The following is a 15017-nucleotide window of genomic DNA, read 5'->3' as shown; positions in this document are numbered from 1 at the left end:
GAAGGACGACGCGATGGCGACGACATACGACGAAGCGCCCGATCCAAAGGCGACATTCCAAAGCGACAAGAAAGTCATCATCGCCTCGTCGCTGGGCACCGTGTTCGAATGGTACGACTTCTACCTCTACGGGCTGCTCGCGACCTATATCTCGGCGCAGTTCTTCTCCGGCGTGAACGAGACGACCGGGTTCATCCTGGCGCTCGGTGCGTTCGCGGCGGGTTTCGCCGTCCGGCCGTTCGGCGCGCTGGTGTTCGGGCGGATCGGCGATCTGGTCGGGCGCAAGAACACGTTCCTCGTCACGATGGGCATCATGGGCCTGTCGACCTTTGCGGTCGGCCTGTTGCCGTCCTACGCGTCGATCGGTGTCGCGGCACCGCTGATGCTGGTGTTCCTGCGGTTGCTGCAGGGTCTCGCGCTCGGCGGCGAATATGGCGGTGCGGCGACCTATGTCGCGGAACATGCGCCGGCGAACCGGCGTGGTCTCTACACCAGCTTCATCCAGACGACCGCAACGCTCGGGCTGTTCGCGGCGCTGCTCGTCGTGATCGGGCTGCGGTTTGCGCTGGGCGAGGAAGCGTTCGCCGCTTGGGGCTGGCGTCTGCCGTTCATCATCTCGATCGTGCTGCTCGGCGTATCGCTGTGGATCCGTCTCCAGCTTTCCGAAAGCCCCGCGTTCCAGCGGATGAAGGACGAGGGCAAGACGTCGAAGGCGCCCCTGACCGAAGCGTTCGCGCGCTGGGGTAACCTGAAGATCGTGCTGATCGCGCTGTTCGGGGCCGCAATGGGCCAGGCGGTGGTGTGGTATACCGGCCAGTTCTACGCGCTGTTCTTCTTGGAGAAGATGCTGAAGGTCGATGGGGCGACGACCAACGTGCTGATGGCGGTGGCACTCGCGCTGGGGACGCCGTTCTTCGTCATCTTCGGCTGGCTGTCGGACAAGATCGGCCGCAAGCCGATCATCCTGACGGGCTGTGCCGTGGCGGCGCTGACGTATTTCCCGCTGTTCGGCATGTTGACCCAGGCCGCCAACCCCGCGCTGGCCGCGGCACAGGCCGCATCGCCGATCACGGTCGTCAGCCACGACGACGAATGTTCGGTGCAGTTCGACCCGGTCGGCCGCAACAAGTTCGACGCCAAGAGCTGCGACATCGCCAAGTCGTTCCTGGCCAAGAACGGCGTCAATTACGCCAATGTCGAGGCACCGGCCGGCACGATCGCGCAGATCAAGATCGGTGGGCAGACGTTCGTCGCGCCCGATCCGTCGAAGGTGGCCGGTGAAGAGCGCAAGGCCGCCATCACGGCGTACCAAGCCGAGTTGAAGACGGCGATCGCGGCGGCAGGTTACGCGCCGAAGTACGATCCGGCCGGCATGAACACGCCGCTCGTCATCGGGATCCTGTTTTTCATGGTGCTGCTGGTGACCGCGGTCTACGGCCCGATTGCCGCGCTGCTGGTCGAACTGTTCCCGACCAACATTCGCTACACGTCGATGTCGTTGCCCTATCATATCGCCAATGGCTGGTTCGGCGGGTTTCTGCCGACCACGGCGTTCGCGATGGTCGCGGCGACCGGCGATATCTACTACGGGCTGTGGTACCCCGTGGTGCTGGCGGCGATCACGCTGGCCCTGGGGCTTGTGTTCCTGCCCGAGACGTTCAAGCGCGATATCGAAGCCTGATCGAGCCGACACCCCGTTGCGACTGCAACGGGGTGTCGTTCGGTCGATCGACCAGTATCGCGCTGCCGACGGTCCCGCGCAGCAAGCGGAACTTCCATCGCGAGCGGCGCATTTTCCCTTCTACGACCGCGCGGGCTTTCAGGCCGGCGCGGTTTGGTCGTCATCATGCCGATGACGAAGGCCGTTCGGTCGGCCAGAGGGGGACGCGATCGTGTCTGCAACCATCAGTCGACCGGTTCCGGCCGCGCTTCATCCGTTTCACGCCGTCTTACTCGCCGGGATGGTGCCGCCGTTCCTCGGCGCGCTGCTGAGCGATGTGGCCTATGCGGATGCCTATCAGATCCAGTGGCTGAACTTCGCATCCTGGCTGATCGTCGGGGGCATGGTGTTCTGTGGCCTGACGCTGCTGTGTGCGGCGATCGATCTGCTGCGGCGGGACCGGCGGACCAACGATGTGGTCGGTTACTTCGTGCTGGTGCTGGCGACGTTCGTACTCGGTTTTCTCAATGCGCTGGAACATGCCAAGGACGCGTGGGCGACGATGCCGGGCGGGCTGATCGTGTCCGTCGTGGTGGCGGTGCTGGCGCTGGCGTCGACGTGGGTCGGCTTCTCCAAATTTCGCGCAGGAGCAGTCGCGTGATGCGCATCGGCCAGATCTCCACCCTTTCGCTGGCCGTGCTGCTGAGCGCGTGCGGCAACGACCCGGACGTGACGCAATATGGCGCCGAGCCGACGTTGCCCGCGCAGCATCGCGGGCTTTTGCCAAGCATGAAGATCGCCGACCCGGCGGTTTGGGGCAAGGCGCGCCCGATCGTGCCGGCCGGCTATACGGTCACGGCGATCGCGACCGACCTGCTGGTGCCGCGCCAGACGCTCGTCCTGCCCAACGGCGATATCCTGGTGGCCGAGGGCAAGGGTGGCGGCGACGCGCCGAAGCAGCGCCCGAAGGACATCATTGCCAGTTTCATCAAGGCAAAGGGTACGACGTCGGTCAAGGGCGGCAACCGGCTGACGCTGCTGCGCGACAGCGACGGCGACGGCGTCTACGAAGGGCGGACGGTGTTCGCCGAGCATCTGAACGCGCCGTACGGTCTCGCGCTGGCGAACGGGTCGCTCTACGTCGCGAACCAGGATACGCTGGTGCGGTTCGCGTACCAGTCCAGGCAGATCCGGGCGAGCGGCCCGCCGGTGAAGGTCACCGACCTGCCGTCGGCGATCAACCATCACTGGACCAAGTCGCTGGCGGCGAGCCCGGATGGGCGGTTCCTGTATGTCGGCATCGGATCGAACAGCAACATCACCGAACGCGGGATGGCGGCAGAAGTCGATCGTGCGCAGGTCTGGCAGATCGATGCGCAGACCGGCGCGCACCGGCCGTTCGCGACCGGGATCCGCAACCCGACCGCGCTGGCGATCCAGCCGGGGCTGGGGCAGTTGTGGGCGGTGGTGAACGAGCGTGACGAGCTGGGGCCGAACCTGGTGCCGGATTATCTGACGTCGGTGCGCGACGGGGCGTTCTATGGTTGGCCCTACAGTTACTACGGGCAGACGGTCGATCCGCGCGTACGGCCGCAGAACCCCGAGCGCGTCGCGGCGGCGATCCGGCCGGACTATGCGCTGGGTGCGCATGTCGCGGCGTTGGGTGTCGCGTTCTCGGCACCGGTGATGGGTGCGAAGTTCGGCGACGGCGTGTTCGTCGGCGAACATGGCAGCTGGAACCGCGATACGCCGTCCGGCTACAAGGTGGTGTTCGTGCCGTTCCGCGGTGGGCGGCCGACGGGTACGCCGGTCGATTTCGTGACGGGCTTCATGGGCGCGGACGGCAAGACGCGCGGGCGGCCGGTGGGCGTCACGCTCGATCCGCGCGGCGCGATCATCGTGGCGGACGACCTGTCCAACACGCTGTGGCGCGTGACGCCGACGCGGGCGGCGCAGCGGGTCGCGTCGCGCTAAGGCGGCCCGGCCGCGTCGCGCCGAAAACGGTGGTATAAGCCGCTTTGCGCGTTATGAGTGGGCATGCCCGAGGAGAGTCCGCTAGAAGCCCGCCTGTCGCAGCACCTGCCGCTGACCTATTCGGAGCGGGACGCGCTGCGATCGCTCGAACGGCGCGAGCGGCTGTACCAGGCCGGTGAGATCGTCGTGCACGAGGGCGAGGAGACCGACAAGCTGTACGTGGTCGCGAGCGGCTGGCTGCACGGGTCGGTGCAGCTGAAGGGTGGCGGGCGGCAGGTGCTGCGGTTCTACTTTGTCGGTGATCTGACCACGACATTCTCGATCGCGTGGGGGCGGAGTGCCGCGACGCTGACCGCGGTGAGTGCGACGACATTGTACGAGCTGCCGCGGCAGGCGTTCGGCCGGCTGTTCCGCGATCATCCGCGGCTGGGCGCGCTGCTCTACGGGGTCAGCGCGTCGGAGCATGTCGCGATGGCGGACCGGCTGACGTCGGTCGGGCGGACCGACGGGATCACGCGGATCGCGACGCTGCTGCTCGATATCCGATCGCGGTTGCGCGTGACCGACGGGATCGACGGGGCGACGTTCGAACTGCCGCTGACGCAGCAGGATCTGGGCGACGCGGTGGGGCTGACCAAGACGCATGTCAGCCGGTCGCTGAAGGTGCTGGCGGAGGCCGGGCTGGTCGACCGCGACGGCAAGATCATCCGGATCAACGATGTCGAGCGGCTGTCGCAGATGGTCGATTTCCAGGATCGCCACAGCCATGTCGCGACCGACTGGTTGCCGCCATACGGGTCGAACGGCGCGGGCGAGGCGAACGGCAGTTCGAAGCCCGCAAACGGATCGAACGGCGCGAATGGTGACATACGTCATCAGGTGCTGCCCGCCGAGTGAACCTATGTCACCGCCGCCCGCGCTTATTTCGCGTGGCGGTGCGCCACCCCTCGAAACCCTGACTCAGCGCGTCATGGTCCCGTCCAAAGCAGCCCGGAGTCGGGGTGCAGGAGCAGGGATACCGATATGGCCGAGCGGCTTGGCGTAGCGATCGTGGGCGTTGGTGGGGCAGTCGCCACCACGGCGATCGCCGGAATCGAATTGATCAAGGCAGGGTCGAACAGCTTTGCGGGGCTGCCGCTGGCGGACCGCGACGTGGCCGGCATGGTGGCGTACCGCGACATGGAATTCGGCGGCTGGGACCTGGCCGACGATACGCTGGCCGACTGCGCGCTGCGCCACGGCGTGATCGGCGAGAAGGAGCTGGCCAACGGTGCCGCCAGCCTGAACCAGATGCGGCCGTGGAAGGCGGTCGGCAGCACGGGCCACTGCGCCAATATCGACGGCAGCAACAAGATGGAGAGCGGCCACCGCGCCGCGGTGCGCCAGATCCAGGCGGATCTGCAGCGGTTCAAGGAAGAGAAGGGTCTCGACCGCGTCGTGGTGGTGAACCTGGCCTCGACCGAGCGGATGCCGGTCGCCGACGCAGAGTGCCTGCAATCGCAGGAGGCGTTCGAGCGTGGGCTGGACGCGGACGACAGCGCGATCAGCCCGGCGATGCTGTACGCCTATGCATCGATCGATGCGGGTGCGCCTTACGCGAACTTCACGCCGTCGGTCGCGGCCGATGTCGCGCCGCTGGCGGATTTTGCGGCGGACCGGAACGTCCCGGTGGCGGGGAAGGACGGCAAGACCGGCCAGACGTTCATCAAGACGGTGATCGCGCCGGCGCTGCGTGATCGTGCGCTGCATGTCGACGGGTGGTTCTCGACCAACATCCTGGGCAATTCGGACGGGCTGGCGCTCGACGATCCGAAGTCGCTGGAGTCCAAGCTGGGCACCAAGGGCAGCGTGCTCAATTCGATCCTGGGCTACCCGGTCGAGGATCATATCGTGATGATCCATTATTACCGGCCGCGTGGCGACGACAAGGAAGCGTGGGACAACATCGATCTGACCGGTTTCATGGGCCAGAAGATGCAGCTGAAGCTGAATTTCCTGTGCAAGGATTCGATTCTGGCAGCGCCGCTGGCAATCGAGATCGCGCGGTGCCTGGACCTGGCGCAGCAGCGCGGCGAAGGCGGCGTGCAGGAGCAGATGGGGCTGTTCTTCAAGCTGCCGCAGATGAAGGGCAGCAACGATCCGGTCCATGCCTTCCCGGAACAGCAGCTGATCCTCGACCGCTGGCTGGGCGACCAGGGCGCGTGAGTGTCGGACTGTCGCCGGCGACGCTGCCGTTCTTCCGCGAACTGGGCGACCTGAAGCGGATACATTCGGCCGCCGCGTCAGGGTCGATTGCGGAACGCTTGTTCCGTGACGGCTGGGCGGCGCTGTTCGACGGGCAGGCGCCGGCGACGGTGATGAAGCAGGTCGTGGCCGCGGCGCTGGTCGCGGCACGGCTGGGCGACCTGGACCTGGCGGCGTTGCAGGCGCTGGGGACGGGCGAGCAGGCTGTGGTCATCCTCAACCGCAGTTTCGACGAGGTGACGGGCGACATGGACCCGGCGCTGTGCGCCCGGTTGCGCGGGGCGTTGTCGTCCGGGCGGCCGGCGGCGGGGGACGTGCCGGCGTTCGTCGACAAGCTGGCGCGGCAGCCGCGGGCGGGGGTGACCTGTCCGGGGCAACCGCGGATCATGTTGCAGCCGGCGGAGAACCATGCGGAACATTGCCTGATGGTGGCGGTGTACGGCGTGGTGGCGAGCCCGTGGTACGGGGCCGATCCGGTCGCGGTGTTCCTGGCCGGGATGGCGCACCACCTGCACAATGCCGACATGCCGGACAGCGGTTATTCGGGCGAGATGCTGCTGGGCGGGATGCTTGATACGGTGATCGTGCATGCGCGCGAGGCGGCGTTTCGCGAGCTGGCCGATGTGCCGGAGCTGGAGGCCGATGTGCGCGCCGCGCTGGCGCCGATCGGTGGGGACGAGACGTCCGAGGCGCGCGCGTTCCATGTCGCCGACGTGCTGGACCGCGTGCTGGAGATCGAACAGCATATGCGTGCGGCGCGGCTGACGATGGGCGTGGTACTGGACGATTACGGGCTGGTCCATGACGGCCCGGTCAAGGCGTTCCACGATGAGATCCTGGCGACAACCGGCCTGTCGGGTCGGGCGTGACGCTCCGTTCGCCGCTGACCGGTCGGGTGTTGATGGCCGATACGCCCCATTCGCTGGCGGCGCCGGGGGAGCGGTGGCCGGTGGTGGACGGGATCCCGTATCTGCGCACAGAGAGCGAGGGGCTGGTCGCGGTGGCGCTCGATGATCTCGACGCCGGGTGCCCGGACGATGCGCTGGTCGCGTTGCTGACCGATCAGGATGCGTGGTGGACCGGGCCGGCGACCGACCTGCGTGAGCTGAAGCGGCTGGTGCGCGAGCGCGACATGCTGTCGTTGCGCGAGGCGATGGCGCTGCTGCGGATGGGGCCGGTGGCGGACTATTTCGCCTATCGCTGGAGCGACCCGACCTATCTGGCGGGGCTGGCGCTGATCGAGGCGCATTGGGCGGCGCCCTATGCCGCGTTCGAACTGGCGTGCGGGATCGGGCATTATCTGCGCGAGCTTGGCGCGCGCGGTGTCGCGTGCATCGGCGCGGACGTGGTGTTCGCGAAGTGCTGGCTGGCCAAGCATTGGGTGGCGCCGCTCGCGAACTATGTCGTGTTCGATGCGGCGGGCCGCTGGCCGGTGGCGGATGCGCGGTTCGACCTGACGATGTGCAACGACGCGTTCTATTTCCTGCCGGATCAGGCGCAGGTTGCGGAGCGGTTGCGCCATGTGACGGCCGACGGCGGCGTGCTGGCGGTGAGTCACGTGCACAATGCCGGCTATCGCGGTGGGGCGAAGGGGCCGGCGCGTTCGGCGGCGGAGTGGGCCGCGCTGTTTCCTAGCGCCGTCGTGCATAACGAGGCCGTATTGCTGGCGGCGTTGATGACGCGCACGGCGCCGGCTGCGGTGGGCTGGCACGATGATCTGGCGGTGGAGGCCTGGTCGCTGGTCGAGGGCGGGCCTGCGCCGCGTGCTGTGGTGGACGGGATCGCGATGCCGGTGCCTGACGCGGTGCTGCGGCCGAACCCGTTGCTGACGGCGGACGGCGTGCAGTGGCCGTCCGAGCGGTATCGCGAAGAGTATGGCGACGGGTGCCTGTGGGCGCGGGATGATGCGGACCTGCCGACCACCGATCCGGTGCGGCTGCGTCGCGTCGTCGACCTGCCGGAGCGCTGGTGAGGTGGGCATGATGCGGTGGGGCATTGCCGGCTATGGCTGGGTGGCGCGCGACTATATGGTGCTGGGCATCGCCGCGGCAGGCGGGCGGGTGACCACGGTCGCCGATCCTTCGCCGGCGGCCCGTGCGCTGGCGGTCGCGGCCGGGCTGGCGGCGTATGAGACGACCGAGGCGATGCTGGCGGCGGGGGATGTCGACATCGTCTATGTCGCGACGCCCAACGATGCGCATGTCGGGCCGGTGCGTGCGGCGGCTGCGGCGGGCGTGCCGGTACTGTGCGAGAAGCCGATCGCCGCGACGCTGGAGCAGGCCGAGGCGTTGGCGGACGCGGTGGCGGGTAGGCCGTTGTACGGGACGGCGTTCGACCAGCGGCATCATCCGGCGCACCGCGCTATGGCGGCGGCGATTGCGGGGGGCGAGATCGGGCGGCCGGTGGCGGTGCGGATCGTCTATGCGTGCTGGGTCGCGCCGGACTGGACGCCAGACGGCTTGGTCCACGACAATTGGCGGGCGGACCCGGTGCGGGCGGGCGGCGGGGCGGTGATCGACCTGGCGCTGCATGGGCTGGATCTGGCGGAGCGGTTGCTCGGCGAGCCGCTGGTCGATCTGGCGATCATGCTGCAGCGCCGGATCCATGCCTATCCGGTCGATGATGGCGGGATGCTGACCGGCCGGACCGTGGCGGGCGTGCTGTTCCAGAGCCATGTCGCGTACAATACCGCGGAGGTGCTGCCGCGCCGCCGGCTGGAAGTGCTTGGCGAACATGGCCTGCTGGTTGCGACCGATACGATGGGGCAGACCGCGGGCGGCACGCTGACGCGGCGTTGCGCGAAGAGCGGCGTCGAGACGGCGGTGGCGTTCGACGCGGTGACGTCGCCGTTCAGCGCGCAGGCGGCCGCCTTCATGGCCGCGGTGCGGGGCGGCCCCCATGATTTCTCGATGCCGCGCGACCTTGCGTTGATGCGGCTGTTCGACGCTGCCTATCAGGATGCCAGACGATGCCTTTGACGATGTTCGCCTGCGCGAATTGCGGGTTCTGGCAGCGCCATTTTTCGCCGCCGGACTGCCCGGTCTGCACCGACGTGCGCAACGATTTGCCCGAGGATGGCTGGCGGTTCCTGCACGAGGCGGACGTGGCGGCGACGCATGACGGGGCTGCGCGCGAGGTGGCGCCGGGCCTGTGGGCGTTCAGCACGACGCCTGCGCTGGGCCTGGCCGGAACCGGCTGGCTGATTGTGCGCGAGGGCGGCAATATCGCGTTCGAGGCGGCGCCTTATTATTCCGAGGCGATGCTGGAGAAGATCGCGGAGCTGGGCGGGATCGCGTTCCTCGCGGCGAGCCATGCGCACGGATACGGCGCGCTGTTCCAGTTGCAGCACCGGTTCGACCCGGCGGTCGTCGCGATCCAGAAGGACGATCTGCGCATGACCAAGGGGTTCCGGGTGACGGTGCCCTACGACGACGTGCTTGAACTGGCGCCCGGATACACGTTGCATCATGTCGGCGGGCATTATGAGGGGCAGGCGTGCCTGCACGATGCGCCGGGCCGGCGGCTGTTCTGCGGCGACATGTTCAAGATCGACCAGGACGCGGACGGCCGATCGACCGCGATTTCGAGCCACAAGGCGTTTCACAAGGATATTCCGCTGACCCATGCCGAACTGGCGCAGTACCGCGCCGCGATCGCTCCGCTTGAGTTCGACGCGGTGCTGACCCCGTTCGAATATGCGCCGGAGGTGGACCGGACGGTCGCGCTGGCGGCGCTGGACGATGGGCTGGCGCGAATGCCGGGCGTGCGGAGGTTGGGGCTTTGAGGACTGGGTTGCCCGAGGGCTTGGGTGCGGCGGCGCATCGTTATCTCGATGCGTTTCCGGCGGGGGACGTGGTGGCGTTCCCGATCGATCCGCTCGACCGGCTGGGCCTGCCGGTGTGGGTCGTGGCGCTGTTCCCGGAGGATCCGGCGCTGGCCGGGATCATGCCGTACGGCGTGGGCTACGGTGCGACCGAAGAGGCCGCTGTGCTGGGCGGGCTGGGCGAGATCGCCGAGATGGTGTGGCCGACGCTGACGCTGGGCACGCGGACCAAGACGAGCGGGAGCTATACCGCGTTGGTCGCCAGTCTGGGCGAGCGGGGGGTGGCCGATCCGCTGACGCTCTGCCTGCCGGCCGGATCGTCGGTCGGGCGCGAGACGGTGCTCGACTGGGTGGAGGCGAAGCGCTGGGCGGATGGGTCGACCGTGCTGGTGCCGATCGATCTGGCGGCCTATTCCGCGAAGGAACTGGCGCCCGGGTATCGGCCGTTCACGACGATCATCTCGAACGGGATGGGCGCGGGGCCGGACCTGGACTGGGCGGTCGGGCACGGGCTGTGCGAGATCCTGCAGCGCGACGGCAACGGGCTGGTGTTCCGTGCGCTCGACAACGGCGTCCTGCTCGATCTGGACGGCAAGCTGCCCGCGTCGACGACGGCGATCCTCGACCGGTTCGCGGGGGCGGGCATCCGCGCGATACCGAAATTCGCAACCGACCAGTTCGGCCTGCCCAACCTCTACTGCGTCGGGATCGACGAGGCGGCGCCGCCGGCCGCGCCGATCATGGTCACGGCATGTGGCGAGGCCTGCCATGCCGACCGGGTACAGGCGCTGGAGAAATGCCTGACCGAGTTCGCGGCGAGCCGGGCGCGCAAGGCGTTCGCGCACGGGCCGGCCGATCTGGTCGCGCGCGTGGCGCCGGAAGGCTATGTCGCGCGCTTCCTGGCGCAATCGGGCGGTGCGGCGAAATCGAGCGACAGCCGGGCGTTCGATGCGATGCGCGACTGGACCGGGCGCGATGCGGGCGAGCTGCGTGGGTGGCTGGCGGACAGCGTGTTGTCGGAGCGCGCGACGATGCGGTTCGACGCATTGCCGTCGCAGCCCGCGGCGGACGGCCATGCGCGTGCGGCACGGGCGCGGGCGGCGGTCGAGGCGGCCGGGTTCGACATCCTGTATGTCGACATGTCGCCATCCGACGGGTCGGTCACGGTGGTGAAGGTCATCGTGCCGGGCATGGAGGTGGAGACGATGAGCTATGCCCGGATCGGGACGCGCAACACCGAGAAGTTGCTGGCGGTGGACAGTCCGCAGATCGGGTTCGGAGCGGAGACCGACAGCCTGCGGCGGATCCGGCTGACCCCGGAGGATGCCGAGCGGTTGGGGCATCCGCTGTTCGACGTCGCGGCGGCGGAGCGGATCGTGGGGCCGCTCTACCCGCTGTACCGCGAGCCGGAGGCGCATCATGTCGCCGCGGCGGGTGGTGCGCGATGAGCCTGCGTTATGCGTATAATACAAACGGGGCGGCCAACCACCGACTGGACGACGCACTGCGGCTGATCGCGGACTGCGGCTATGACGGGGTCGCGCTGACGCTCGACCATCATCATCTCGATCCGTTCGCGCCGAACTGGGCGCGTGAGGCGGAGCGGGTGGCGCGGGTGTTGCAGGAGTTGCGGCTGGGCAGCGTGATCGAGACGGGCGCGCGCTACCTGCTCGATCCGCGTGAGAAGCACGAGCCGACGTTGGTGACGGCGGCGGCGGACGGGCGGGCACGGCGTGTGGCGTTCCTGTGCCGGGCGCTCGACATCGCGGCAATGCTGGGCAGCGAGACGATGTCGTTCTGGGCCGGCGTGCCGAAGCCGGGTGTGGACGCGCAGGCGGCGCATGGCTGGCTGGACGAGGGGTTGGCGCGCGTGCTCGACTATGCCGAGGGGTGCGGCGTGGATGCGAGTTTCGAGCCGGAACCGGGCATGCTGATCGAGACAGTGGCAGACTATGAGCGGCTGGCGGAGCGGCATCCGCGGTTGCGGCTGGCGCTCGACACCGGGCATTGCCTGGTGACGCAGGATATCGCGCCGGATCTGGCGGTGCACGCCTATGTCGACCGGATCGGGACCGTGGCGATCGAGGATATGCGGCGCGGCGACCATACGCATTTGCCGTTCGGGGAAGGCGACATGGACATTCCCGCGGTGCTGCGCGCGCTGGAGGATATTGGTTACGCTCGGCTGGTGTGCGTCGAGATGTCGCGCGAGAGCCCGCGGGCGCATGCGGCGATCCCGGAGTCGATCGCCTATCTGCGGAGCATCGGCGCTTGAGGGTCTGCTTCGTATCGCGGCGGTTCTTCCCGGCGATTTCGGGCATGTCGATCTATGCGATCAACCTGCTGCGGCAACTGGTCGCGGGTGGGCGCGACGTGACGATGATCAGCCAATATTATGGCGATCCGGAACGCCGCAAAGTTTACGGCGGCGGGCCGCCGCCGGAGGTGCTGGGCGTTCGGGTGATCGGGCTGGAGGCAGTCGGCGAGCAGGACGGCGGCGATTTCGAGCGCGATGTCGAGACGATCGCGGCGACCATCGCGGCGGAACATGCGCGGGCGCCGTTCGACGTACTGCACGCGCAATATGGCTATCCCACCGGCTGGGCGACGTTGATCGCGGCGCAGCGGCTAGGGTTGCCGTGCGTCGTGTCGATCCAGGGTGGCGACGGGCATTGGGTGGGGTCGTGCTGCGAAACGCACCGGATCGCGATGGAGCGCGTGCTGGATCATGCGCATGCGGTGCTGATCGGCGGCGCGAGCTTTGCCGGCGAGGTGCATGACCGGCTGGGGACCGCGATGGGGCGGTTCACGATCGTGCCGGGGGCGGTCGATACCGAGCGGTTCGTGCCGGGTGAGCCCGCCGAAGGGCCGGTGCGGCTGTTCTATCATGGGCGCGTCGATCGGCGGAAGGGCGTGCTCGACATGCTGCATGCGTTGCCGGCGGTGGCGGGCGACTGGACCTGCACCGTGTCGGGCATCGGTCCGGACCTGGAGCCGGCGCGGGCGCTCTCGACCGAACTGGGGCTGGACGGGCGGGTCATGTTTACCGGCTATGCGGACTATGATCGCGTGCCGGAGCTGTACCGCGATCATGACGTGTTCGTCTCGCCGACCTATGCGGAGGGGTTTTCGAACACGATCCTGGAAGCGATGGCGGCAGGGCTGGCGGTAGCGTCGTGCCGGTCGGTCGGCGTGGTCGATTGCGTGCGCGACGGGGAGAACGGGCTGTTGACCGAGGCGGGCGATGTGCCCGCGCTGACCGCGATGCTGACGCGGCTGGTCACGGACGCCGCGTTGCGCGGGCGGCTGGCGGCGGCGGGGCTGGCGGAGTGCCGGCGCGTCTATAGCTGGCATGCGGTCGGACGGCAGATCCAGGAGATCTACGCGGCGGTGCTGGATGCGCTGCCGCTATCGGGGATCGACGAGCAGATCCCGGTGACGCCGTGCCGGTTCCGCAGCGAGCCGCACCTGCTGTGACGCATGTCGTCGCGATCTCACCGCATCTGGACGATGCGGCCTTCTCGGTCGGTGGGCTGCTGGCGGCGCATGCGCGGGCGGGGGACCGGGTGACGGTGGTGACCTGTTTCACCGGCAATGTCGCGCAGCCGACCGGGTTCGCGCTGGCGTGCCAGACGGACAAGGGGTTGGGGGCGGAGGTCGACTATATGGAGCTGCGCCGGGCGGAGGACCTGGCGGCGTGCGCGGTGATCGGGGCGGCGGCGGTGCATCTGCCGTTCCTGGAGGCGCCGCATCGTGGGTATGGCAGCGCGCCCGAACTGTTCGCGGGGCGGCGGGCGGACGATGGCGTGCTGGGGCCGCTGACGACGGCGCTGGCGGAGTTGCTGGACGGGCTGGCGGCGGATGTGGTGCTGGGGCCGCTCGCGATCGGCGATCATGTCGATCATTGGCAGGTGCGCGACGCGCTGGAGGCGGTCGAGCCGGGTGCGCTGTTGTGGGAGGACTGGCCCTATCTCCGGCGGTCGGCGGTGCGGCCGGCGCTGCCGCCGGTGCGGAGCCACCGGTTAAGCACGGACGACCGGGCGGCGCGGACCGCGATGTGCGGGGCCTATGCGTCGCAGCTCGGCTATCAGTTCGGCGGGCATGACGCGATGGTGCGGGAGGTGGCGCTGGTGGAAAGCGAGCAGCTGTATCGCGGGTGCAGGGCGGCCAGCTGACAACCTTGTCGGAACGATATTGCCACGCCGCGGGAATCGGCTAGGCCGGTCGCAACGAACAAGGGCAGGGGCAGGCATGGCACGGAAGGCGGGACCGGCACGCAGCACGACGATCGTCGATGTGGCGGCACAGGCCGGCGTTTCGCCCATGACCGTGTCGCGCGTGATCAACGACCGGACCGGCGTCGGCGCGGAAACGCGGGCGGCGGTGCAGGAGGCGATCCGGGCGCTCGGATACCGCCCCAACGTCGCGGCGCGCAGCCTGGTGATGTCGGCGGAGCTGCGGATCGGGGTCGTCTATTCCAACCCCAGCGCGGCGTTCATGAGCGATTTCCTGACCGGCGTGTTCGAGGAGGCATCGGCGCGCGGGGCGCGGCTGGTGCTGCTGAAGGGTGAGGGCGGGCGGCCGCCGGCGGAGGATGCGTTGCGTGACCTGATCGCGTCGGGCGTGTCGGGGGTGATCCTGACGCCGCCGCTGGGCGAGTCGCCCGCGGTGCTGCGCGTGCTGCGCGAGGCGGGGCTGCCGATGGCGTCGGTCGGCGCGCATCAGGTGGCGGACACGATCTGCGTGCGGATCGACGACCGGAAGGCGGCGTACGAGATGACGCGCGAGCTGATCGCGCTGGGGCATCGCCGGCTGGGGTTCATCGTGGGCAATCCCGACCAGGCGGCGAGCGCCGAGCGGCTGGCCGGGTTCCACGCGGCGGTGCGCGAGGTGGACGGCGTGCAGACCGCAGTGGCGCAGGGCGATTTCAGCTATGCGTCCGGGCTGGTCGCGGGCGAGCAGCTGCTCGATGCCCCCGTGCCGCCGACCGCGATCTTTGCGAGCAACGATGACATGGCGGCGGCGATCGTCTCGGTCGCGCACCGCCGGCAGCTGGACGTGCCGGGCGAGCTGACCGTCGTGGGGTTCGACGACACGACCGCGGCGGTGATGCTGTGGCCGCCGCTGACCACGGTGCACCAGCCGGTGCGGCGGCTGGCGGCGGAGGCGCTGGGGCTGCTCGCGACCGAGATTGCGGGGGGCGGGGACGCGGTGGAGCGGGCGGACCGGGTGTTGGCGCATGGCATGGTGAGGCGGCAGTCTACGGCTGCGCCTCGGGGGTGAGGTTCGCACTTGGGGTGGTGCGAGTTTTTGTTG

14 protein-coding genes are annotated in these 15017 nt (G+C 68.7%); all 14 read left to right on the top strand.

The genetic code is table 11. The features are described from left to right. Nucleotides 1–13: 13 nt before the first annotated feature. The 14 genes from IEX50_RS13825 to IEX50_RS13760 all read left to right on the top strand — a co-directional run bounded on the left by IEX50_RS13825 (nt 14) and on the right by IEX50_RS13760 (nt 14984). The gene (locus tag IEX50_RS13825) at nt 14–1681 is read left to right on the top strand and encodes an MFS transporter (protein WP_157176224.1); all 1668 of its coding nucleotides are present in this window, start codon (nt 14–16) and stop codon (nt 1679–1681) included. 211 nt (nt 1682–1892) lie between these two features. After that, complete coding sequence (locus IEX50_RS13820; protein WP_157176225.1) at nt 1893–2321, top strand: DUF2231 domain-containing protein; 429 nt, start codon at nt 1893–1895, stop codon at nt 2319–2321. Beyond that, on the top strand, nt 2321–3634 hold the full coding sequence (locus tag IEX50_RS13815; RefSeq protein ID WP_157176494.1) for a PQQ-dependent sugar dehydrogenase: 1314 nt from the start codon (nt 2321–2323) through the stop codon (nt 3632–3634). The genes IEX50_RS13820 and IEX50_RS13815 overlap by 1 nt, the downstream gene beginning before the upstream one ends. 63 nt (nt 3635–3697) lie before the next feature. Then, on the top strand, nt 3698–4531 hold the full coding sequence (locus IEX50_RS13810; protein ID WP_157176226.1) for a Crp/Fnr family transcriptional regulator: 834 nt from the start codon (nt 3698–3700) through the stop codon (nt 4529–4531). A gap of 126 nt (nt 4532–4657) precedes the next feature. After that, nucleotides 4658–5839 (top strand): inositol-3-phosphate synthase, encoded by a 1182-nt coding sequence (locus IEX50_RS13805; protein ID WP_157176227.1) that lies wholly within the window; start codon nt 4658–4660, stop codon nt 5837–5839. Then, a complete protein-coding gene (locus IEX50_RS13800; RefSeq protein ID WP_184075284.1) occupies nt 5836–6747 on the top strand; it encodes a hypothetical protein in 912 nt (303 codons plus the stop codon). The genes IEX50_RS13805 and IEX50_RS13800 overlap by 4 nt, the downstream gene beginning before the upstream one ends. Further along, the gene (locus tag IEX50_RS13795) at nt 6744–7850 is read left to right on the top strand and encodes a class I SAM-dependent methyltransferase (protein ID WP_198350643.1); all 1107 of its coding nucleotides are present in this window, start codon (nt 6744–6746) and stop codon (nt 7848–7850) included. Before IEX50_RS13800 ends, IEX50_RS13795 begins: the two co-directional genes overlap by 4 nt. A gap of 7 nt (nt 7851–7857) precedes the next feature. After that, a complete protein-coding gene (locus IEX50_RS13790; RefSeq protein WP_198350644.1) occupies nt 7858–8856 on the top strand; it encodes a Gfo/Idh/MocA family protein in 999 nt (332 codons plus the stop codon). Continuing rightward, entirely contained in the window at nt 8847–9662 is an 816-nt protein-coding gene (locus IEX50_RS13785) for an MBL fold metallo-hydrolase (protein ID WP_157176229.1), read from the top strand. Before IEX50_RS13790 ends, IEX50_RS13785 begins: the two co-directional genes overlap by 10 nt. Then, the gene (locus tag IEX50_RS13780) at nt 9659–11149 is read left to right on the top strand and encodes a YcaO-like family protein (protein ID WP_157176230.1); all 1491 of its coding nucleotides are present in this window, start codon (nt 9659–9661) and stop codon (nt 11147–11149) included. The genes IEX50_RS13785 and IEX50_RS13780 overlap by 4 nt, the downstream gene beginning before the upstream one ends. Then, complete coding sequence (locus IEX50_RS13775) at nt 11146–11976, top strand: sugar phosphate isomerase/epimerase family protein (protein ID WP_157176231.1); 831 nt, start codon at nt 11146–11148, stop codon at nt 11974–11976. The genes IEX50_RS13780 and IEX50_RS13775 overlap by 4 nt, the downstream gene beginning before the upstream one ends. Beyond that, the gene (locus IEX50_RS13770) at nt 11973–13178 is read left to right on the top strand and encodes a glycosyltransferase family 4 protein (protein WP_157176232.1); all 1206 of its coding nucleotides are present in this window, start codon (nt 11973–11975) and stop codon (nt 13176–13178) included. Before IEX50_RS13775 ends, IEX50_RS13770 begins: the two co-directional genes overlap by 4 nt. Next, nucleotides 13175–13876, top strand: coding sequence for a PIG-L deacetylase family protein (locus IEX50_RS13765; protein ID WP_157176233.1), 702 nt, complete (start codon nt 13175–13177; stop codon nt 13874–13876). Before IEX50_RS13770 ends, IEX50_RS13765 begins: the two co-directional genes overlap by 4 nt. Before the next feature lie 76 nt (nt 13877–13952). After that, entirely contained in the window at nt 13953–14984 is a 1032-nt protein-coding gene (locus tag IEX50_RS13760) for a LacI family DNA-binding transcriptional regulator (RefSeq protein ID WP_157176234.1), read from the top strand. The last annotated feature ends 33 nt before the right edge of the window (nt 14985–15017 follow it).

This window comes from Sphingomonas prati (assembly GCF_014643515.1).
GTDB lineage: Bacteria > Pseudomonadota > Alphaproteobacteria > Sphingomonadales > Sphingomonadaceae > Sphingomonas_R > Sphingomonas_R prati.
The sequence above is the reverse complement of the archived record's forward strand: the minus strand, read 5'-3'. Positions and strand labels throughout refer to the sequence as shown.

Coding starts and splice junctions, on each gene's coding strand:
- IEX50_RS13825 (WP_157176224.1), top strand. CDS start 14: ATGGCGACGACATACGACGAAGCGCCCGATCCAAAGGCGACATTCCAA.
- IEX50_RS13815 (WP_157176494.1), top strand. CDS start 2,321: ATGCGCATCGGCCAGATCTCCACCCTTTCGCTGGCCGTGCTGCTGAGC.
- IEX50_RS13810 (WP_157176226.1), top strand. CDS start 3,698: ATGCCCGAGGAGAGTCCGCTAGAAGCCCGCCTGTCGCAGCACCTGCCG.
- IEX50_RS13805 (WP_157176227.1), top strand. CDS start 4,658: ATGGCCGAGCGGCTTGGCGTAGCGATCGTGGGCGTTGGTGGGGCAGTC.
- IEX50_RS13790 (WP_198350644.1), top strand. CDS start 7,858: ATGATGCGGTGGGGCATTGCCGGCTATGGCTGGGTGGCGCGCGACTAT.
- IEX50_RS13785 (WP_157176229.1), top strand. CDS start 8,847: ATGCCTTTGACGATGTTCGCCTGCGCGAATTGCGGGTTCTGGCAGCGC.
- IEX50_RS13775 (WP_157176231.1), top strand. CDS start 11,146: ATGAGCCTGCGTTATGCGTATAATACAAACGGGGCGGCCAACCACCGA.
- IEX50_RS13760 (WP_157176234.1), top strand. CDS start 13,953: ATGGCACGGAAGGCGGGACCGGCACGCAGCACGACGATCGTCGATGTG.